The sequence below is a fragment of the Polyangiaceae bacterium genome (assembly GCA_016715885.1).
GTDB lineage: Bacteria > Myxococcota_A > Polyangia > Polyangiales > Polyangiaceae > Polyangium.
In genome coordinates this window covers 276,965-297,036 of sequence record JADJXL010000001.1, presented here as the reverse complement: position 1 = coordinate 297,036, position 20,072 = coordinate 276,965, and the positions used below count along the sequence as shown (strand labels likewise).

Sequence of the window (20,072 nt, the reverse complement as noted above, 5' to 3'; positions counted from 1 at the left end):
ACGCGTTGTCATCGTCGATTTTCGCGAATACCATGTACTACCCCCCTCACCGCACCATCCGCAGCGACCTCTCCCGCTCCTCGAGCTGTTCGGGTACCCGCGCGCAACGCACGCCGCCCTCGCGATCCATTTCCGCGACGCAACGATTGCACGGAATGCAACCGCTCTCTTGCGATTGCCCCGCTGCATAGCGCGCAACGAGTCCCGGATCGTGAATCAGCGCGCGCGCCATTGCGGCAAGCTCGAATCCTTCGCGCCGAGCCGTTTCGAGGTGCTCCATTGCCGTAATGCCGCCCAAAAGCACGAGCGGCATGCGTACGGCGCGCCGGATGACGCGGGCGAGCGGCAAAAAATACATGGGCTCGAATGGATGCGCGCGTATGACGGCAGGGCCGAACAATGCGAGCGCCACTTTCTGCGCAATGCTCTTTTCCACTTCGATCATTTGACGAAGCGGACGCTCGCCGCGAAATAAATAAAATGCATCGCGACTGACGAACCCACCGGAGAGCACCAAGGCCGATGCCCCACGCGCTTCGAGCCATTTGGCGACTTCGGCGCTTTCGTCAATCTCGAGGCCGCCTGCGTGGCCGTCGCGAAGATTGACCTTTGCAAGCACGGGCATGGCCGGCGGAAGCGCGTCGCGCACGCGCGTGACGACATCGAGCGGCATTCGGGCGCGATTTTCGAGCGATCCGCCATATTCGTCGTTACGCCGATTGGTGCTGGGACTCAAAAACTGGCTCAGTAAATAGCCATGACCAAGATGCAACTCGACCGCATCGAAGCCTGCTTCGCGGGCAAGGCGCGCGGCTCGCACGAAGTCCAACGTCAGCCGCTCGATGTCCGCACGCGTCATTGCATCGGCAAAAGGCCGGCCACTCAAAGCACCGAGTTTGTTGATAGCACGCGAAGGCCCGATCGGTCGCCGTCGAGACAAATCGTGATTGTTGCAAAAAAAGCCGCAATGCCCGAGCTGAAGCGCCGCCGCCGCGCCTTCATGGTGCACGGCATCCGTGAGCTTGCGCAATTCGGGCACGACGTCGTCGCGCATGTAGAGCTGGTCGCGGAACGTGCGCCCATCGGGCTCGACCGCACAATAGGCCACGGTGGTCATGGCGACGCCGCCTTTGGCGATGTCGCGGTGATGCTTGACGAGCGCCTCGGAGACGCGCCCGCCCGGCGTCATCCCCTCGAAGGTGGCGGCTTTGATGATGCGGTTTCGCAGCCGAAGCCCTGCAAGATCGAACGGTTCGAAAGGTCCACTCATGGGTTTTCCTCGCGCTTGAGCCATGGTGCATGGCGACGCAATGCATCGATCGCCCATTGCGGCGTGAGCATCGCCGTCAACGTCATCGCTTGGCTGAAGAGGCCCGGAATGTGCTCGGCTTGCCCCGCAAACATCGCAGCAAGGCCAGACTCCGCGACGGCATCCGGATCCATCATGACACCAAGCTTTTTGGCGAGGTCCACGGGCACGACGTTCGGATCGTAGAGCGCCGTGGCCGTTGCGCCTGGAGCCAGGCATGTGACGTTGACCCCGTGAACGCCAAGCTCGCTACGTAATGCAGAAGCAAAGCCGCGCAGGTATTTCTTGCTGCTGCCGTAATAGCTTATGCCGGGGAAATCGCGCCATGCGGAGATGCTGGAGACGATGAGCACGTGCCCGCGCCCGCGCGCTCGCATGTCACGACCAAAGAGCGTGCACAAAAGCGATGGTGTGACGACGTGCAGCTCGAGCATGGCGCGAGCGCGTTCGATATCGGCATCGACCGCTTCGCCAAAAAAGAAAAAACCAGCGTTGCTAATGAAAATATCGATTTCGAGCCCGCGAGATCGTACGGTTTCGTAAAGTTCGTCGGCTGCCTTGGGCCGGGCCAGATCGCAAACGATCGTATGCACGACGGCGCCCTTCGCGTGACGAATGTCATCGGCGACTTTGGCAAGATCGGCCGGCCGCTCGCTGACCAGAACGAGCTCGTACCCGAGAGCGCCGAGCCGCTGCGATATGGCTCGACCAATGCCAGAACAAGCTCCGGTGACCAAGGCAGTGCGGAAACGATGATCAGCGCGCGGGAAGTCGGATTGCATGGCTGACTCCTACCATGCCTCCATGATGAACCTCAATCTTTTCCATGACCTCGGCGCTCCGCGTCCAGCCCCGAGCATCGAGCTCGGCTCGACTTTTGCCATGACGGGCTCGTCGAGAGGTGATTCGTGGGATTTACGTTGACATCGCCCAAATTCCAAGACCACACCGAAATTCCCGCCGACTATACGCACGAGGGGCGCGACGTGTCGCCGCCGCTCGATTGGCGCGACGTACCTGCGGGCACGCAAAGCCTTGCGCTCGTGTGCGAGGATCCTGACGCGCCGGATCCAGCTCATCCGCAGCGAACGTGGGTGCACTGGATCCTTTACAACATCCCGCCGGACACGACGAGCCTTCCCGAGAACGCGCATATCGTGCCCGGTTCGCAGGCGGGCACGAACGATTGGCACAAGCTCGGTTATGGCGGCCCCGCGCCTCCGATTGGCCGCCATCGTTACTTTTTCCGGCTGTATGCGCTCGATACGATGCTACCGGACAAACCGGGCCTCACGCGCAGCGACCTCTCCGAGCGAATGCGAGGGCATGTGATTGGCACGGCCGAGCTCATTGGGACATACGAAGCGAAAAAGAAGAAGGCGGGGCGAGCGGCATAGGTATTGGTTGACACGACGGTGCACGCGTGCGAACATGAGGCCGCATGAATGCACCGACCGGGTCGTACGCGCGCGCGAGCCGCGTCATGGTTTGTCTCTCGATTCTGGTGGCAAGTCTATCGCCTCGCTCGGCCTTCGCGCAATCTCGCGACGCCGCGGCCGCAGAAGGCGAAAGCCAGGCGGCAACCGTATCGCCGGATGCCGCCGCTCCGGTCGTGAAAAAAGATGCGGACGCGGATGCGCTGAACACGCAGGGCAAGATTGGCCTCACAATCTTCGCAGTGAGTGGCGCGACGTTCGTGACGGGCGTGATTACAGGAGGGCTCGTGCTCGCCTACGATCGCGTCATCGACGACCATTGCGATCCCATTTCCAACGAATGCGACGACGAGGGCCGCGAGGCTTCGCAAGTGCGGGCAGGCTTGTCCACCGCGAGCACGGTGACATACATCGTGGGTGGCGTGGGAATGGCGCTCGGTTCGGCACTGCTGCTCACGCGGAACCTGGGTAAAGCAAATAAAGCGCCCGTTTCCGCTGGTTTCGTGGTCATGCCAGGTCACGCGTCGGTCATGCTTTCGGGCAGGTTTTGATTGACGTTCAAAACCTGAACGTCGCCGTTCCGAGCACGGTGAGCGGCGCACCCGCTGATATGTGCCTCGCCGGCAATTGTGACGGCAATTCGTTCGTCGCCCAATCCGAAACGAAGACGTATTCCGTGTCCGCATATCGACGGTCGAAAAGATTGAGCACGTCGATCCCGAGCTCGAGCGGGTAACGACGAATGCTCGCGGCTGCATCCACCGTGAACACGGGTTGCGCATACTGCGCATGAGGCAGCGGACGCGACGATACGAACGTCGCGCCATACCCCACTCGCCCAATGAGCGGCTTGCCCCAGAGCTGCGTGAGCGTTCGCTGATAAATGAAGTCGAGGCGCATCAGCACGGCGGGCACGTAAGGAACCGCTTGCCCTTCGATGTACGCCGGCGCCGGATCGTGCGGCGTTGGGGCCGTCGGCGCATCCAGCGTGGCATCCACGAACGTCGTGCTGAACGATGCTTTCAATCCAACGAGCGGCTCGGCTTGCCCTTGCACGACAAAGCCGCGTCGAACGGTCGGGCCAATACGTTCGAATCGCCCTGAAATCGGATCGAAGGCCCAATCGTGCGACAATCGGCTTTCATACGCAATCAGCGTGGCCAATAGACGCCGCGAATCCGAACGGATTTTCGCGCCAATTTCGTAGCTGTGCACCTTTGCAAACGGCGCGTCTTCACCGTCGCCGAGCTGCCGCGCCTGCGGCGTCCGATATCCGTGCCCGTACGCCGCAAAAAGCCGCACGTACGGGCGCGGATCCACTTCCAGCGCGACGCGCGGCCCCCACGCGACGCCGGCCGCCGTACGCTGAAACCCCACCTCGTGCGTCGACTCACGCTGCAATGGTACGAGGTTGCCGAGACGATCCTCCACGTGATAAAGCACGAAATCCGTGCGCAATCCCCCGCGCAAACGCGCACGCGTCGTCACGGAGACGACTCCATCGAGGAAAACACCGGCGCGCAATGTCTTGATGCTGGCGTCCACGCGCCGGTCCCACGTCTGGTTCTGCGGCGTTTCAACGAGGTTCCGGCCTTGGTCGATGGCGTGCACCTCGATGTCGGCTCCGCGCGTGAATTGCAAATCGAGCCACGACAAGAGCCGAAAACGTCGCGTGCGCACGGTGAGGCGCGCGCCTGCACCGACGTCGTCATTCGATGCCTCCACCAAATCACCGCGTCCGGCCCATTCTGGGCGTATGCGCGAACGTTCCGTGTAACCCGTGAAATTCGTGTGGCTGCGATACGTCGCATACGCCCCCCAAAAGCCAATCGATGTCGCCGTGCCGTCGTCCCATGCCTTCTGAATGGACAAGCCAGCTTGCACACGCGCCACCGATGCGGATTGCGCACGAGCAGACGTATCGTCATACGCCCCCAAAAAGTCCACTCGCCCCGAATGAATGTCGTCCCGGCGAAGCACCCCCGCAATGCCCGCTCGAACGCCATGCCCGGAAACGTGCAAGAGTGCCGTGGTTTGCGCGGGCAAATCGAGGCGATATTGCCCAATGAACGCTCCCGACGTGCTCGCTCGAACGCCATTGCCAAAACCCGCCGTCGTCCGCACGGTTGCCGCGCCAAACGTTTCCTCGGCGTGACCCGCAGGAGCGAACACCCCGAGCGTTTGGAGCGTGTCGAATGACCCATACCCGTACGTCGACTGGATTCCTCGATGCGCCACGCCAAAATCGAAATCGACGCTGCCGGCAATCGCAAAGTCGCCCTGATTGGGATCATAAACGCCCTCGAGAACGCGCACGCTCCGCACTGTTTCAGGGATCAACATGTTCAGCGATGCATAACCGTGCCCATGAATGTGGGATGGTTGATTGAGCGGGATCGTGCCGAGCACCGTGAATTGGATGTCTTGACCGTAGTGGGCATCGAATCCGCGTAACGTCATCCGCGGCGCAATCGCCTCTCCTTCGGGACGCATGACGTGCACGCCTGGAGCCGAACGCACGAGATCCGCAGCCGTACCGCGCGGGACTGCTTTGATGATGTCACGATCCAAGCGAAAATCGGACGCGGATCGAACCGCCGGCCGAATATGACCCTGCACCAAACTTTCGATGGGCTTACCGGGCCTGCTCACGGAATGCGGCAATGCGAGTCCCGTTTCGAGATCGACCGGAGGTTCGGCGGGTTCGACAGGCTTGGGTGGTGCGGCGGGCTTTGGACGTTTGGGAGGCTTGGCATTTGCCGCCGGCTTCGCTCTTGGTTTGAGCTTTTGCTGAATTTGCTTCAGCACCGATTCGAGCACCGCATGTTCGTGTCCTCCTCCCGTCGGCTGGCGACCATCGGGAGAAAAATGAAACGGTATGCGAATGCGTGCGCGAATGGGCGTACCCGAGCGCGTGGCTGGAATGAAGCGCCACCGCTTCACCGCATCGACCGCCGCGACATCGAATTCCGCACCACCCGATACGGCAACCGTTGCGTCACCCACCGTGCCGTCTCGTTCGACGGTCACGAGCAGCTCGACCTTCGCGCCGATGCCTTGCGCAAGCTTGTCGGGCGGATAAACCGCGTCGACGTGGTCGACGACCATGGGCAGCGTCAGGCTTGCGCCAGCCACCGCATCCGTGGTAGGTACCTGCCCGAACGCCGTAGGAGCGAGCAGCAGAAGTGCCGCCATAACGAACGCCGTGCACCAAGCCGTTTGTCGATTTCTCAATTATCCCTCCGCAGCATTGTTTTATGCCACGGAATGGATGGACCGACCCAAGCGAAATCGATCGCGGAGGTTATTCAACCCGCATCATTGACTTTTGCATCGATCGCGATGCCCTACCTCCGCGCGTGCCGCAAACGATGCTTGTGCGATGGATAGGGGCCGAGCTTCGTGGTGTCGACGGTGAGCGAAACGACGAGCGAAAAGAAGCGGCGGCGCGTCTCGAGGCTCGGGCCGACGCCGGGCAAAAGCACGCCGATGCGCCTTCCGCCGGCGTCGTGCACGACACGCTTGGCCATGTCGAGCGTCTCGAAGTGGGCCGAGTGAATGTTGCCCCCGGCGAGCTTCTTGATGAGGCCCGCGTATTCGTTGACGAGCGGCGCGATGTCTGCCCGCGCGAATACGATGCTGTCATCCGATGTGGAGCTTCCGGTGAAAAGAAAGTGAACATGGGTGTCGTCACAGCCGGCAACGAGCGTGCACGGCTCGCGCGATGGCCATGGCGGGTCGCCGGAGGCGATGTCGGTGATGATCGTGCACCACTCCTGCTTACGGAGCGGGGATGCTGTGGACCAAAGGCGCTCTTCGATGCGGATGACGTGAACGGGCATGCCTGCGTTTCCGTTGAGGTCGTTTCGTCAAGTATAGCGGTTGGTCGGAGAAGCGCTACTTCGTTCCATTGCATGAGCCCGCCAAGACGCGCTCGCTCGAGACGACCAATGCGCAGATTCGTCGCGAAAATGGCCCGCGTTTCGTGCGCGATCCATGGCCCTCACGGCGGGCTTCCGCAGAGCACTCGACCGCTCGAATTCGTCCCAAGCGCTTGGGCGCACGTCTCGAAATCCAGCATGCAATCCTTTTGCGCTTCACGACGGTCGGCTTTGCTCTTTGCCAAACACGGTCGATATCGCGCTCGGCACCGCGAACAGCTCGTGGCGAAGGCTTCTCCGTATTGCCTCGATTCCGCCATTTGAAGGTTCGTTTCGACCTTCGCACGGCCTTCTTCGGCTTCTCGAGCTTCTCGGGCGCGTCTTTCGGTCGTTTGCGAGGCTGACTCCGCTCGTGTTCCGATGGCAATGGCGAATTCGAGCCGCTCGTTGTTCAACATGGCGCCATTGTTACCGACGCCGCCAAGGGACAGCTTTGCTTTTCCAGCGTTATCGGCGCATACGGTGACCGTGCCCGCGGGCGCGTCGATTTGCAGGTTCTTGCCCCCGACATTGTCGTTCACGGGAGGATTCCCTTCGCCCGACATGAACATGACTGCGCCAGCAGCTTTGAATCCGCTGCTCCACGCAATGCCGACGTCGTAACATCGGTTTGGCTCCACCGCGAATTCATGCTCCACGTTGAAACCGACGTTGCTGATACGCACCGCCGGCGACACGTCGGTTGCGCCCGCCGACTTTGCCTTTTCGGACGCGGTCGCCTCGAGCTCGGCCCATTGCGTATCGGTGTTGGTCTTCGTCTGAGGGCCGGCTTTTTGGCGCGCGACCGTCTCGCAGATCATGGGGTTGGCGCCGCCGTATCGCATGCAGTCTTCATAAGCTGCCGTGTACGGATCTTTGGGGCCTTCCTGCGCTCCGCCGCCTCCGCAAGCAACGACGCTCACGAGCAGTGGGAATGCGAGCAGACTGGTTCTTCCGCGGTAGGCTTTCGACATCATGATGGGCCTCGTACCACGAACCGCAGTGCGGATGGAAGTGGGGTCGTGTGTGCGGGTGGTCGTGCGGAACGTGGGCGAATCCACGTGCGATGCTCGGTCGATCCCCATCACGCACGCCTCATGTGGGACTCGGATGCCACCTGATCCGTGCCGACAGCGGCTTTGGCGAGGAGTGCTGTCGGGGATTTTACCAATCGGTGCGGCCTGGCTGAGGGTCGATGATGGCGATCTCACCAGTTGGTGCGGTTTGGCTGGGGGCCGATGGTGGCAATCTCACCAGTTGATGCAGTTTAGCTGGGGGTCGACGGTGGCAATCTCACCAGTTGGTGCGGATTGGTTGGGGATCGAGGGTGGAAAGCGCAGCGCGGACGTGGAACGCTCGGGGGATTGGAGCGCAAGGGTGCGCGAAGTGTGTGCCGCAGACGATGACACTCGTCACCGTGCGGCGTGGTGTGGGTCAAGGTTCGCGGCGAGTTGCTTTGCGAGGGAAGGTGGTGTAGGGACGAGAAACGACGAAGTTCGGCACGCATACCACCCAGCAAAACGTATTTCCGAGAAACATGATGACGCCACTTCTGGAAACATTGGATTTGATGTCGTTTCGAGCGACTAGCGGGCTGGTTCTGCAGGACATGCGTCCGTTGACGTTGATTTTCGGCGCAAACAACAGCGGCAAGAGTACTGTCCTCGAAGCGGCGGCTTTGGCCCTGCGCGCACCAGATCCGGGGCAGTGGGTGCAAGTCGCGAGGCATCGCGACATGGATATGCCGCTCAGCGACGGCCTATGGTCGCTGTTTCCCGGTGGTGCAGCCATGCGTCTCGAGGACGGGCCTCAGCAGTCGGAAGCGCTGGTTATCGATGCGAAGCTCACCGGTACTGGTCACCGTCGCGTGGAGGCCCGGTGCCTGGCTTCCGAGAGTTGGGACGGTGATCCGACGAGTGAAGCGGTTCTTCGTCTCGAGCTTCGGATTGACGGTAAGGCGGCCCAAACGATGGAATTTCGACGTGGTGCACGCATATCACAGTGGCCGGTAGGCAAAGCCTATAAAGTTTTTACCGTGACACCAGCGACACACCGCTCGACCAAAGCATTGGTTGAACATCTGAGTCGTGTCGTCGATGAAGGGAAAAAGCACGTTGCTGTCGAAGTGCTGCAACTATTCGATACGGATGTGGAGGACATTGATGTCATTGCCTCGCTCGGGCGTGAAGCGGTCCGGGTGACGCACAGGCAACGAGGTGTCGTCGATTTGGCGTCGTTTGGAGACGGGATGCGGCGCGCAACCGCGCTTTCGTTGGCGCTCGTTCGAGCTTCGCGTGGCCTCTTGCTCATCGATGAAATCGAAGCGGGGATCCATCACGCCCTGCATGAAAAGGTATTCGATAAACTTTTCGCTGCAGCTCACGACTTGAATGTGCAAATCTTGGCGACGACGCACAGCCTCGAAGCTATCGATGCCACGTTGACGTGCATCGAAAAGGCCGGACGTGAAGACGGCTTTTGCGCATATTGGCTCACACGAAGCAATGCGACCCCAGAAGCTCGACGTTATGATCACGAAAAGCTCAGCGCATTGCGGGATGGGGGGCTCGACATCCGATGAGCCCATTCGTTTACCTCGTGACGGAAGGCGTCCACGACGTCGCATTCTTGGGAAAACTGCTCGCGGTGGTTTTCGGTGCCAAGCGAATCAAGAAACTCGAAGAGCTCCCCGAACCGTTCCCTCAATGGCTGAAAACGTTCAATTGGCCCCGGAAAACCGGCAAGCATCACGATATAGAACGTTTGGCCGTTCCGGCACCGGAATTCCATCTCCTGTCGTCGAACGAAATTGTCATCATCCGCAATGCTCAGGGCATCACTGAAATCCACAAGACGATACTGCTCGACGATGAGGCATTCGTTCGGCTCCAGCAGCGTCCCACTGCAATCGGCATTTTCCTGGACAGCGATGAACAAGCTCCTGCCGCGCGATTTGCCGACATGACGAGCAAGCTCGCCCAATTGAGTCTTCCCGTGCCTGTCGAGCTTGGTGCGGTGACGTCGACCGCCCCACGTACAGGGGTGTTTTCCTTTCCGGAACCTGGATGCGCAGGCACACTCGAAGACGTGCTTCTACCCCTGGGAAAGACCGCCTACCCCGAGTTGCATGCAGATGCAGTCGCTTTGGTCGATAACTGGAAAAAGAAGGTCATTCTCAATGCCAACGCCGCCGTAGACAACGACGGGAGCAGTTCTTTCGATCCCAATTCTGCAGATTGGAAGGAATTGCGAAAGCCGGCGGGAGCGAAGAAAGCGACGCTGGGCGCCATGACGGCCATCTTGAAGCCGGGAAAAGCCCTGCAAACATCACTGGTGGACAATCGCTGGCTGAGTGCGCCCGCGCGAGGCATCGAGTGCCTCAAACCCTGTATCGATTTCCTCGACCAGCTCTTGATGCCCAATCCGTCCCTGACCCCACCCCATACACCTTGAGCACTTCATCGCCGTAATGGTTGATCACCTTGATCGCAATCAGCCCGCTCGTCGTGTACAGCGTCCGATACCTTTGCAACTCGCTTGATGTACACGAAGAACACGCCCCTCATCAAACGCTTTGCGCCAAAATGCGCTCCAGCACTTCGAACGACGGGGGCTTCGCCACGTGGTCCGAAAACCCCGCCTCGAATGCGCGCTTTTGATCCGTATCCAGCGCATACCCGGTCAGTGCCACGAGACGCATGTCGCGCAATTGCTCGTCTGACTTGAAGCGCCGAGCCACATCGTACCCATCCATGCCCGGAAGCCCGATATCGCAAAAGACGACGTCCGGCTTGAACGAACGCGCCAGCTCCAGCGCCGCCGGGCCGTCGTGCCCCACTTTCACGTCGTGCCCCATGTGCGAAATGGCTTCACACAATAACTCGGCCCCGTCCACGTTGTCCTCCACGATGAGCACCCGGCGGCGACGGCGCTCCTTCCGGTCATGCACATTCGATGAACGAGCCGGAAGAGCAGCCCCGGACAAGGGCAATACAATGATGAATTCGGTTCCGCACCCTGGTCCATCGCTATGCACGGCAGCCGAACCTCCATGCAATTCCGCCAAAGACTTCACGAGCGACAAACCCAGGCCGAGCCCGCCGCGACTGCGATCGAGCGTCCGATCGGCCTGCGCAAAAGGCTGGAAAAGACGCGGCATGATGTCGTCGGATATCCCCACACCACTGTCCCGCACGCGCAAGGTGGCTCGGTCCTCGTCGCGCGAGATACTCACTGAGACGCGTCCCCCCGATGGCGTGAATTTGGCCGCATTGGCCAATAAATTTTCCACGATTTGCGCAATACGTGCCGCATCCGCATGCGCCACGAGCGGCTGGTCCGGGCAATCGAGCGACAACGAAAGACCTGCCTTGACGAATTCCGCCCGATGGTCTTCGACGGCGCGGCGTATGATTTCGCAGAGATCGACCGTGTCCCGCTGGAGCTGCACTTTGCCCCGAATGATGCGACTCACATCGAGCAGATCGTCGACCAGGCGCGACAATTGAATCGTCTGCCGATCCAGTACGCCCAGAGCACGCTGGCCTCGCTCTTTGTTCGGATCGACATGCTTGAGGACGTATAGGCCCCCGCGTATCGCCATGAGCGGGTTGCGCAGCTCGTGGGAAAGAACCGCGAGGAATTCGTCTTTGCGGCGATCCGCATCGCGCAGCCGCTCCTCGGCACGCTCGAGCTCGCGTACGCGCTGTGCAAGCTGCTGCTTGTGCCGATGAAGCTCCAAAAACACTTCGACCTTGCTGCGCAGAATACGAGCATTCAAAGGTTTGGCCAGAAAGTCCACCGCCCCCGCGTCGTACCCCTTGAATTCGCGCGCTTCGTCGTGCACGCCCGCCGTCACGAAGATGATCGGCACCGCCTGCGTGCGCTCCGATCCACGCATGAGCTCCGCCAATTCAAAGCCGTCCATTTCGGGCATCTGCACGTCGATGAGCGCCAGCGCGACCTCGTGCAAAAGCAGCAATTCCAGCGCCTCCGTGCCGGACTGAGCCCTCAGCATGTCGCAATCGGTCTGGCCGAGCATCGTTTCCAGTGCGACCAGGTTCGCTTCTCTGTCATCGACGAGCAGGATTTTCGAACGGGTCGTCATCTCCACCCTCACGCTTCCGCGCCTCCCACGTACCAAGCCGATCGCCACGCGCATTCTAGGGCAATTCGGACACGTGCAACAAGGCAAATCCGTACGTCGCTGCGACATACACCTTGATTATCATTGCAAAAACGCACGGAATTCATGAGCACTTTTGGAATATCCGATCTTCGCGTACAAAATTCGTGAATGCCGATGCGTGGGCGGAGAAGTCGACCGTTTCCCTCATTCCCAGACCCAAGAATCCTTTGTGGCACAAAGAATCTCGGAACAGGCCGAACGCGCGGTCTTGGAGCGGGCGGTCGAAATAAATGAGGACATTTCGGCAAAGAACGAGCTGGACTTCGGCAAAGACGCCGTCGGTGGTCAGGCTATGGTCTGAAAAAACGACGTTGCTTCGGAGCGTCTTGTCGAGAATGGCCGAGCCATACCCGGCGGTATAATAGTCGACGAGCGAGCCGTGTCCGCCGGCGGCGAGATACGCTGCGCTGGATTCGGCGACGCGATCGAGCGGGTAGATGCCCGCCTTGGCCCGTTCCAATGCTTTGGGATTGATGTCGGTGGCATAAATCAACGAACGCTCGAGTAGCCCTTCTTCTCGCAGAAGGATCGCCAATGAATACACTTCTTCCCCCGCGCTGCAGCCTGCGACCCAAATCCTCAAGGACGGGTACGTGCGCAAATAAGGGACCACTTTTTCTCGAAGTGCCAGGAAAAACGATGGATCCCTGAACATTTCGCTGACTTGCACGGTGAGATACGAGAGCAGCTCGCCGAACGCCGCCGGCTCGTAGAGGATTTTTTCTTGCAAGCAGGAAATGGTGCGGCATTCCAGCTTGGTCATGGCCTGATCGAGGCGCCGGGCGAGCGAGGTCGACGAATAGCCACGGAAGTCGTAATAATACCTGAGGTAGATGGCCTCGAGGAGCAGCTTGAGCTCGATGTCGCGAATTTCGCTTTGCACCTGCGCTCCTATTTGGGCATCCATACTCGTACGAGCGATAGCAGTTTGTCGATGTCGAGGGGTTTGGGGATGTAGTCGTTCGCCCCAGCGTCGAGGCATTTTTTCCGATCGTCGGGCATGGCCTGCGCCGTCAATGCAATGATCGGCAGCTTCCTCAGCTCGGGTTGCTTGCGGATCTCTTGCATGGCCGTCAAGCCATCCATTTCGGGCATCATGACATCCATCAGCACGAGGTCCACTTCGGCAGCCGAATTCCCGCCTGCGCCGTCGAGCGCTGCCAGGGCTTCCTTTCCATTGCGGGCAATGTCGACCTTCATGCCCTTGCGCTCGAGCACGCTCGAAAGGGCAAATATATTGCGCACGTCGTCCTCGACGAGGAGCACGCGACGGCCTTCGAGCGCTGCTTCACGGTGCCGAACGGCCTGGAGCATACGGCGTTTTTCCGGATGAAGCTTGGATTCGACTTGGTGCAAGAACAGCGTCACTTCATCGAGCAACCTTTCCGGAGAACGCGCGCCTTTGATGACGATCGAATTGGTATACCGACGCAGCCGCAGCTCTTCGTCGCTCGTCAGGGACCGGCCCGTGTACACGATGACCGGCGGGAACGAAAAAACTTCGCCGCTGGCCATTTTGTCGAGCAGGTCGTAGCCGGACATGTCGGGCAGCGTCAGGTCCAAAACCATGCAATCGAAGCTCGTCTGAGCGAGTTGCCTGAGCGCTTCGGCACCGGTGGCGACCGACGTGATTTCCACGTTATCGGCGCTCAGCAACTGGACGATGCTTTCACGCTGCACGGCCACGTCCTCGATGATCAAAACACGCTTGACTTTCTGGACGAGCTGACGCTCGATGCGCTGGAACGCCTGCATGATCTGGTCGCGCTTGACGGGCTTCAGCGCATAACCGATCGCCCCCATTTCGAGCGCCTGCTGCGTGTAATCCGTGACGGACATGACGTGAACCGGAATGTGCCGGAGCGTGCCGGTGTTCTTCAATCGCTCGAGCAGCGACAAACCCGACTGATCGGGCAGGTGCATGTCGAGCACGATGGCGCTCGGATGGTACGTCTGCGCGAGCGCCAACCCCTCGGCCACATTCTTGCCAATGATGCACTTGAACTTCAGCTCGTGCGCAAGGTCGAGGAGAATGCTTGCAAACCGCTCATCGTCCTCGACGACCAAAATGGTTCTATCGTTCGGGGTGACGTGCGCCCGATCATCGGTCGCGTCGGCCAAACTGGCATCACCATTGAGCAACGCGGGCGAGGATTGCGGGACAGGAAGCGTCACGGGGGCCGGAGCCTGCGTGGGTGCAATCGGCGCAGGCCGCTCGGACGGAGGTTCGGCCGCTTCGGGGACGAAGTGCACGGGCAAGGTCAACGTGAATGCGCTGCCTTGGCCCGGCGAGCTTTCGACGTGAATGTCTCCGCCCAGCCGTCGAGCCAGCTCGCGCGAAATGGTCAATCCCAAGCCCGTCCCACCAAACTTGCGCTGCGTGCCTCCATTCGCCTGGCGGAATGCCTCGAAAATGATGTCTTGCTTGTCCTTGGGAATGCCAATGCCCGTGTCTCGGACGGTGAACGAAATCTTGTCACCATCGAGGCCGCGGACGTGCAAAGACACCTCGCCAAACTCCGTGAACTTCAATGCGTTCGACAACAAATTCCGGAGGATTTGCTGGATTCGAATCGAATCGCTCGTCAGGACGCTCGGTGTTCCCGGTTCGATGATGGTGCGGAAACCAAGACGTTTTTCTTGGGCGATGGGTTGGAGCGTGCGCGTCGACATTTCGACCACGCGAGCCAGCTCGACGGGTTCGGAATGCATTTCCATGCGACCTGCTTCGATTCGCGACAGGTCGAGGATGTCGTCGATCAAGGCCAGCAAGTCGGTGCCCGATGCGTGAATCATTTCCGCGTGCTTGACCTGCAAGGGCGACAGATTGCCTTCGGGGTTTTCAGCGAGGTGCTTGGAGAGAATGAGCGCACTGTTCAATGGCGTGCGAAGCTCGTGGCTCATGTTCGCCAAAAATTCCGACTTGTATCGATTGGCGCGTGCGAGATCGTTGGCCTTTTCGACCAATTCCCCTTGCGCCATCGCGAGCGCGTCGCGTTGGCTTTCGATCGCTGCGGTTTGTTCCTCCAGTTGCGCGTTGGTCTGCTCGAGCTCGGCTTGTTGGGCTTCGAGACGCGATTGCTGGCTCTGGAGCTCCTCGGTCTGTTGCCGCGTTTCGGCCAGAAGCTCTTCTAGGCGCGTTCGGTACTGCAGAGACCGAATGGCGATGCCGATGGAATACGAGCAGGTTTCGAGCAGCTCGACGTCGGCCGGCGAAATATCATTGAAAAAGCCCAGTTCCAGCGCGCCATGAACGGTCCCATCGGCAGCGGCGGGGGCGACGAGGACATGGCGCGGTTTGCTTTTTCCAAGCCCGGAAGTGACGGCGAAGTGATCTTCTGGCACGTCGTGGAATTGGAGCAACCGGTTGTCCTTGGCCGCCTGTCCCACGAGCCCCTCGCCAAGGCGGACGCTGCTCGGTCCATTCGCTTTCTCGGGCAGCGAATAGCCGGCGATGCGGTAGAGCGAGCCACTTGCATTCTCTTCGCGGACATAGAGCGCCCCCATGGGGACGCCGAGGTATTTGCAAAGGCTAGAAAGAATGTTGTCGCCCAGCTCGTCCGGCGTCTGTTCACCTTGCATGCTCGCGGAGAGTTTGGCTTGTCCTTCCCTCACCCAGTCGCGCTCGGCGAGGCTGCGTCTGGCCGCGACGAACGTACGGACGACGAAGGCGACGCCCCAAATGGTGACCAATCCAAAAAGGCGATTGGTGAGGATCACCCAGACAGAAAGCCCCTGCGGCGGAGGCGACAAGGTAAAACCCGTAAGGATGAGGGCGGTGCACCCCGCGGCCACCACGAGCGGAAGGTTCGGTCGCCAGGTGAAGAGGGAAAGGACGACCGGAACGATATAGAAAAACCAGGTGGTAACGCCGAGAGGCGTCGCCAAGTCGGCCACGAAGACAGATGCCGCGGTCAGCAGCATTGCCAGGTGGAGCAGTGGATGTCCTTTATGGTTTTTCCCGATCATTACAGAATGACCTCGCTGTCCACCATGACGGATCCGTTCGCTTGCCATCATCCGGAAAAGCCTGCCGATGTGCGCGCAGCTTACACGATGAAAGGCGTCCGTGCGAGAAGAAAAAGTTCACCGGACAAACCCATCGTGCGCGAGGGTAGGACAGTCGGGTTGGCCGCTATGAAATGGTTACGCTGAAGCACCGATATCGAGAAGCGCAATCGGTACCGTAAAATAAAAAATGCTCCCCTGCCCTGGCGTGCTCTCGGCCCAAATGCGCCCTCCATGCGCTTCGACAATCCCTTTGGCGATGCTCAGGCCAAGGCCCGCTCCACGCCGGCCCGTCGGGCGCGCTTGCCAAAAGCAATCGAAGATCCTCGCCAAATGCTCGGGTGTCATGCCCTGGCCCGTGTCGGCGACCCAAAAGAGGATTTCACTGTCGCGACGCTCGGCGCGGACACGAATGCGGCCACCGGGTGGCGTAAACTTCACCGCATTCCCGAGCAAATTCGCCAGTACCTGAAGAAGTCGGTCCCTATCTCCGAATACGGGCGGAATTCCGTGCTGCGTCGAAGCTTCGACCGCGAGGTGCGCCTCCGATGCGCTGCCGCCAAGCAGCTCGATCGCATCCGCGACGACCGCGTCGGGCTGCACCGCGGTGCGTTCGAGCCCGAGCTTGCCGGCTTCGATGCTCGCGACGTCGACGAGGTCCTGGATCAAATGGTTTGCCCGATTGGCCGCGCCTTGAATTTGCTTGACGGCTTTTTCCACGCGCGACCTGGATTCGTCGGAAACCTGCCTCGCAAGCGCAGCCGCGGTCAGGTCGATCATGGTGAGCGGATTGCGTAGGTCGTGCGCAACAATGGCGAGCACCTCGTCGCGCGCGTGAATGGCGCGCTGCGCGTGACCATAGAGACGCGCGCTCTCCACGGCGAGCGCTGCACGGTGAGCCAATTCCTCCGCAGTCCGAAGGTCTTCCGCGCCATAGCGGCGATCCGCATGGCAGCACAATAACACGAGCGCACCCAGCATGCGCCCGTGCGCTCGAAGGGGCAGGCCCATCATCGACACCGGATTCAATTCGTGCAGGAGCTGCAAATGCAGCTCGTTCTGCGCCATCGAAGCGATCTGTTCGGCCGAAAGCTCCGCGATGAGCACCGGACGCTGCGTCTGTTTCACTGCGTAGGCCAGATGCGGTTTGTCTGGGTCGAGCTGCATATTTTGCAATGCTTCAGCGAGGTTTGCCATTGCGTGATCACGATGCACGGCTCGGAGCCTCCTGATAGGCGCCTCGTCCCAAAGATGGATCACGCAGCAATCCGCCAGATGACGCACACAAAGGTGCGCAAACTTGGTTATCGTTTCTTCGTAATCGAGTGTCGATGCGAGGATCGAACCAGCCTCGGACAAGAACTGTTGCACGTCGCCTCGGCGTCGTTCTGTCGACGCGCGCTCTTCCAAGCGCACACGCAGAATGCTCGCGCCCACGACGTTGGCCACGGACTGCAGAAACGCCGCGTCTTCAGGCGTGAACGAGCGCTTCTGACGCGTATGCGTCGCCAAAATGCCGTACGGCTGCCCCTCGAGCGCGGGCGCTTCAATGACTGTACTCACGCCGCTTGTCACGCCGTGCTCGGTCAGGAGCGAAGGCCCGCTGAACCGAGTCTCCGTTCGCAAATCATCGACGATGACCGGCGTTCGACACAGAAGCGTAAAACCGGCTTGCGATCCGCGTCCTGTCGTGACCGATGCATGGCCCACGAGACCCTCCTTCCAGCCAACTCCCGCCCGAAGAACGAGCTCTTGCTTGTCTTCGGCAAACTCGAGCAGCTTCGCGAAGTCCGTGCCGAGCGTCCGCGTCACCGTCGTGACTGCGTCATCAAAAACGGTCTGAAGATCTTTCGCTTGTAATGCACGAACACCCAATGCCGCAACCTCGGCCTGTTGGCGGGCCCTCGTGTCGAGCGCCCGCAGCGCTTCTTTTTCGACCGTCACATCGCGGACGATCACCCCTATCCCCCGCCGTTTCGTGTCCGGATCGACCACTGGATAAAAATTCACGAGCCAATGTTTCAATCTACCGGGCGCCGCAGGCGTCTCGCCGGAGAGCTCCAGTTCACGCGCAACCGCACCCGGTGTCAAAAGATCTCGCATGAGCGTCTCGATTTGCGGCGCGATATGGGGAACGACCTCCCGGAGCGTTCGGCCGATGTGCTCTTCGATCGGTCGGCCATTGAACGCTGCCAAATGAGCGTTCAAGCGTCGATAGCGCAATTCGTCATCGTGATACCCAAGCCCGATGGGCGCGTTCGCGTACAGCGCATCCAGGATGGCGTGGGCATGCATCAATTTTCGGCTCGTCTCTTCTTCTTCCGCCGTGGCGTTGCTACGATGCAAAATGCTGGATACAACGCGGTTTGCGATTGTTCGGAATCCGAGCTTCTTGGCCTCGATGACTTCGATCAGCCGGTTGACGCCCGCATTACGTGTCCACATCGTGCTTTCCCCAAAATCGTGGCCACGAGAAAGCGCCGCATCCTTGGTCCCAGCCTCCTACCGTGCTCGTCCCCTGCGCCATGTGCATGCCCAGATTCAGCCGGATCATGAGACGCTCGCCTCGAAGAGGTAGCTACGGGTTTCGCTTTGCGGCTCGGCGAGCCAAACAACCGAGCCAGCCATTTCGGCATTCATTGCGCCAGGCGTCTTCGTCGCTTGCCATTCACTCGACGACCACGACGATGACCGTGGACACGACCCGCTCGTTCGTTATATCCTCGTCCGGTGTTCGAACCTCGCATCATCAAGGTCTCGTGTCCCCACTGCGGCGCCGGATTGCGCATCAATCCGCAAGCCGCCGTGGTCACGTGCAGTTATTGTCAGCGAAGCTCGTTCATCCACTTGCCGAACCGCGTGGACCCTCCTGCACCGAGCGGCACGCAGAACTACGGGCACATTCACGTCTCCGCGGCCAAGGCCAAACAAGTCGTCGTGCTCTCCGTCGCGCTTGGGCTCTTGGTTGTCGGCCTCGCCGTGGGTGGCGTCGTGATCGCAATCATGGCCCGTAGCGGCACCGGCAGGCCTCACCGAACGTCCCTACCCGCATCCACTCGCGCAAATCATGGCAATGCAGACGCGTGCGACAAGGCCGTGGCGTGCTGCAAAGCCCTCCTCGGCGCCGTGCCTGGCCAGCCGCAGAACGAGCGCACGTGCGAAGCGCTGCGTGCGCTTACCGATGCCGAATGCAGCAAGCAGCACGAGACGTTCCGAAACTCGGCCAAGCAACTTGGACAGGCTTGTGATTGATGCGGGGTGAATGCAGGGCGGTGCGCGAAGCGTCTCACCCTTCCGTTGGATCCTGTCCGCCGCGTGGACTGCGGCTCATGAAATCGATCAAGACGCGAAATATCGGCTCGAGCTCGGGCGCGTATTTCATTTGCTCCTTGAGCTGACCATTGACTTTGCGGAGCATCTCCCATGCTTCCGCGTCGAAGAGCAAATTGGCTTGCTTCAGGATGCCGAGCACGACCTCCAAATCGACGATGACCTGATCGATTTCCTCGGCGCGCGAGCATGCAGCGGCCAATGTCGTCGCATTGACGTCGGGAGGCAGCGTGAGCTTGCTACCGGCTTTGGCAATCGCATCCGCCGTATGGGCTCCGACGAGACCAATGCCGCGCCGAGCTTTTGGTAATCGGCGAACTTCGTCCGCCGACATCTTGCCGGCCTTTGCGGGCGGCGTGAGCGAATCCGGAATGGTGACGGTGACGTTGCCATACTTGACTTCAGCCATTGTCTAATCTCCTTGCGACACTTCCTGGAATCATCGAGAAAGCGGCGCGCACGGTAGCGCAATCATCATCGGAAGACAAGCATTGTTTGCGTCGGTCGTTTCGATTGCTCCCGTGACCTCGCCGAGGGCACTTTCTGCGAGCTGCGAATGCTCGCGCGAGCGAACGGATCGCTCTGCATGACCAAACGATTCGGTCATGTCGACCAAGCGTCGAGGTCTGGTGGTGCAATGCGGGTGGTTCGAGTGACCGTTTCGAATGCTCCCCGGACCGATGGCAACGGTCTCGTGGTGCACGACGATGGGTCCAGGTGACCGATGGGTTTGCTCGGTGCAAGCGATGGTCAAGGTCGCACTGAGCATTGCATTGGGTCCGGCGAGCGATGCGATGGGTGGTGGTGAGCGACTGGACATGTGTATGCGGCGTCGTGTAGTCTGGCATCTCGACCGCCTTCGATGCTTTGGCGAAAGGATC

General features: G+C 60.2%; 16 protein-coding genes. 5 read left to right on the top strand and 11 right to left on the bottom strand.

What is annotated here, in order from left to right; all coding sequences use genetic code 11:
- Positions 1-46: 46 nt before the first annotated feature.
- Both IPM54_01375 and IPM54_01370 read right to left on the bottom strand, forming a co-directional pair.
- Entirely contained in the window at positions 47-1,270 is a 1,224-nt protein-coding gene (locus IPM54_01375; GenBank protein MBK9258468.1) for an NADH:flavin oxidoreductase, read from the bottom strand.
- On the bottom strand, positions 1,267-2,091 hold the full coding sequence (locus IPM54_01370) for an SDR family NAD(P)-dependent oxidoreductase (protein MBK9258467.1): 825 nt from the start codon (positions 2,089-2,091) through the stop codon (positions 1,267-1,269). The genes IPM54_01375 and IPM54_01370 overlap by 4 nt, the downstream gene beginning before the upstream one ends.
- Positions 2,092-2,217: 126 nt before the next feature.
- Here IPM54_01370 and IPM54_01365 point away from each other — a divergent pair, with 126 nt between their 5' ends.
- Positions 2,218-2,706, top strand: a complete 489-nt coding sequence (locus IPM54_01365) for a YbhB/YbcL family Raf kinase inhibitor-like protein (protein ID MBK9258466.1) — start codon at positions 2,218-2,220, stop codon at positions 2,704-2,706.
- 44 nt (positions 2,707-2,750) lie between these two features.
- Entirely contained in the window at positions 2,751-3,296 is a 546-nt protein-coding gene (locus IPM54_01360; protein MBK9258465.1) for a hypothetical protein, read from the top strand.
- Positions 3,297-3,303: 7 nt separating this feature from the next.
- Here IPM54_01360 and IPM54_01355 read toward each other — a convergent pair whose 3' ends face one another.
- The 3 genes from IPM54_01355 to IPM54_01345 form a co-directional block, all read right to left on the bottom strand.
- Positions 3,304-5,940 (bottom strand): TonB-dependent receptor, encoded by a 2,637-nt coding sequence (locus IPM54_01355; protein MBK9258464.1) that lies wholly within the window; start codon positions 5,938-5,940, stop codon positions 3,304-3,306.
- A gap of 152 nt (positions 5,941-6,092) precedes the next feature.
- Positions 6,093-6,587, bottom strand: coding sequence for a hypothetical protein (locus tag IPM54_01350; GenBank protein ID MBK9258463.1), 495 nt, complete (start codon positions 6,585-6,587; stop codon positions 6,093-6,095).
- Between the two features lie 161 nt (positions 6,588-6,748).
- Positions 6,749-7,642, bottom strand: a complete 894-nt coding sequence (locus IPM54_01345) for a hypothetical protein (protein ID MBK9258462.1) — start codon at positions 7,640-7,642, stop codon at positions 6,749-6,751.
- Between the two features lie 632 nt (positions 7,643-8,274).
- Here IPM54_01345 and IPM54_01340 point away from each other — a divergent pair.
- Entirely contained in the window at positions 8,275-9,246 is a 972-nt protein-coding gene (locus IPM54_01340) for an ATP-binding protein (protein ID MBK9258461.1), read from the top strand.
- Positions 9,243-10,118 (top strand): hypothetical protein, encoded by an 876-nt coding sequence (locus IPM54_01335; protein ID MBK9258460.1) that lies wholly within the window; start codon positions 9,243-9,245, stop codon positions 10,116-10,118. The genes IPM54_01340 and IPM54_01335 overlap by 4 nt, the downstream gene beginning before the upstream one ends.
- A 112-nt stretch (positions 10,119-10,230) precedes the next feature.
- Here the strand turns inward: IPM54_01335 and IPM54_01330 are convergent, their stop codons facing one another.
- From IPM54_01330 to IPM54_01315, 4 genes are all read right to left on the bottom strand, one after another.
- Positions 10,231-11,772, bottom strand: a complete 1,542-nt coding sequence (locus IPM54_01330; protein MBK9258459.1) for a response regulator — start codon at positions 11,770-11,772, stop codon at positions 10,231-10,233.
- Positions 11,773-11,914: 142 nt separating this feature from the next.
- Positions 11,915-12,760 carry a protein-glutamate O-methyltransferase CheR gene (locus IPM54_01325; GenBank protein ID MBK9258458.1) on the bottom strand — a complete coding sequence of 282 codons (846 nt, stop codon included), beginning with the start codon at positions 12,758-12,760 and terminating at the stop codon, positions 11,915-11,917.
- Positions 12,745-15,822, bottom strand: a complete 3,078-nt coding sequence (locus IPM54_01320) for a response regulator (GenBank protein ID MBK9258457.1) — start codon at positions 15,820-15,822, stop codon at positions 12,745-12,747. The genes IPM54_01325 and IPM54_01320 overlap by 16 nt, the downstream gene beginning before the upstream one ends.
- Positions 15,823-15,999: 177 nt before the next feature.
- Positions 16,000-18,306 (bottom strand): GAF domain-containing protein, encoded by a 2,307-nt coding sequence (locus IPM54_01315; protein MBK9258456.1) that lies wholly within the window; start codon positions 18,304-18,306, stop codon positions 16,000-16,002.
- A gap of 285 nt (positions 18,307-18,591) precedes the next feature.
- On the opposite strand from IPM54_01315, the gene IPM54_01310 reads away from it, so the two are divergent.
- Positions 18,592-19,113, top strand: coding sequence for a hypothetical protein (locus IPM54_01310; GenBank protein ID MBK9258455.1), 522 nt, complete (start codon positions 18,592-18,594; stop codon positions 19,111-19,113).
- 34 nt (positions 19,114-19,147) lie between these two features.
- Here IPM54_01310 and IPM54_01305 read toward each other — a convergent pair whose 3' ends face one another.
- Entirely contained in the window at positions 19,148-19,600 is a 453-nt protein-coding gene (locus tag IPM54_01305) for a hypothetical protein (protein MBK9258454.1), read from the bottom strand.
- 30 nt (positions 19,601-19,630) lie between these two features.
- The gene (locus IPM54_01300; GenBank protein ID MBK9258453.1) at positions 19,631-20,011 is read right to left on the bottom strand and encodes a hypothetical protein; all 381 of its coding nucleotides are present in this window, start codon (positions 20,009-20,011) and stop codon (positions 19,631-19,633) included.
- Positions 20,012-20,072: the final 61 nt, after the last annotated feature.

Bases quoted from the DNA above. Each gene is read 5' to 3' on its own strand.
- IPM54_01340 (MBK9258461.1), top strand. From the start codon at position 8,275: ATGCGTCCGTTGACGTTGATTTTCGGCGCAAACAACAGCGGCAAGAGT.
- IPM54_01325 (MBK9258458.1), bottom strand. From the start codon at position 12,760: ATGGATGCCCAAATAGGAGCGCAGGTGCAAAGCGAAATTCGCGACATC.
- IPM54_01370 (MBK9258467.1), bottom strand. From the start codon at position 2,091: ATGCAATCCGACTTCCCGCGCGCTGATCATCGTTTCCGCACTGCCTTG.
- IPM54_01300 (MBK9258453.1), bottom strand. From the start codon at position 20,011: ATGTCCAGTCGCTCACCACCACCCATCGCATCGCTCGCCGGACCCAAT.
- IPM54_01335 (MBK9258460.1), top strand. From the start codon at position 9,243: ATGAGCCCATTCGTTTACCTCGTGACGGAAGGCGTCCACGACGTCGCA.
- IPM54_01315 (MBK9258456.1), bottom strand. From the start codon at position 18,306: ATGTGGACACGTAATGCGGGCGTCAACCGGCTGATCGAAGTCATCGAG.
- IPM54_01360 (MBK9258465.1), top strand. From the start codon at position 2,751: ATGAATGCACCGACCGGGTCGTACGCGCGCGCGAGCCGCGTCATGGTT.
- IPM54_01345 (MBK9258462.1), bottom strand. From the start codon at position 7,642: ATGATGTCGAAAGCCTACCGCGGAAGAACCAGTCTGCTCGCATTCCCA.
- IPM54_01330 (MBK9258459.1), bottom strand. From the start codon at position 11,772: ATGACGACCCGTTCGAAAATCCTGCTCGTCGATGACAGAGAAGCGAAC.
- IPM54_01350 (MBK9258463.1), bottom strand. From the start codon at position 6,587: ATGCCCGTTCACGTCATCCGCATCGAAGAGCGCCTTTGGTCCACAGCA.
- IPM54_01355 (MBK9258464.1), bottom strand. From the start codon at position 5,940: ATGGCGGCACTTCTGCTGCTCGCTCCTACGGCGTTCGGGCAGGTACCT.
- IPM54_01375 (MBK9258468.1), bottom strand. From the start codon at position 1,270: ATGAGTGGACCTTTCGAACCGTTCGATCTTGCAGGGCTTCGGCTGCGA.
- IPM54_01320 (MBK9258457.1), bottom strand. From the start codon at position 15,822: ATGATCGGGAAAAACCATAAAGGACATCCACTGCTCCACCTGGCAATG.
- IPM54_01305 (MBK9258454.1), bottom strand. From the start codon at position 19,600: ATGGCTGAAGTCAAGTATGGCAACGTCACCGTCACCATTCCGGATTCG.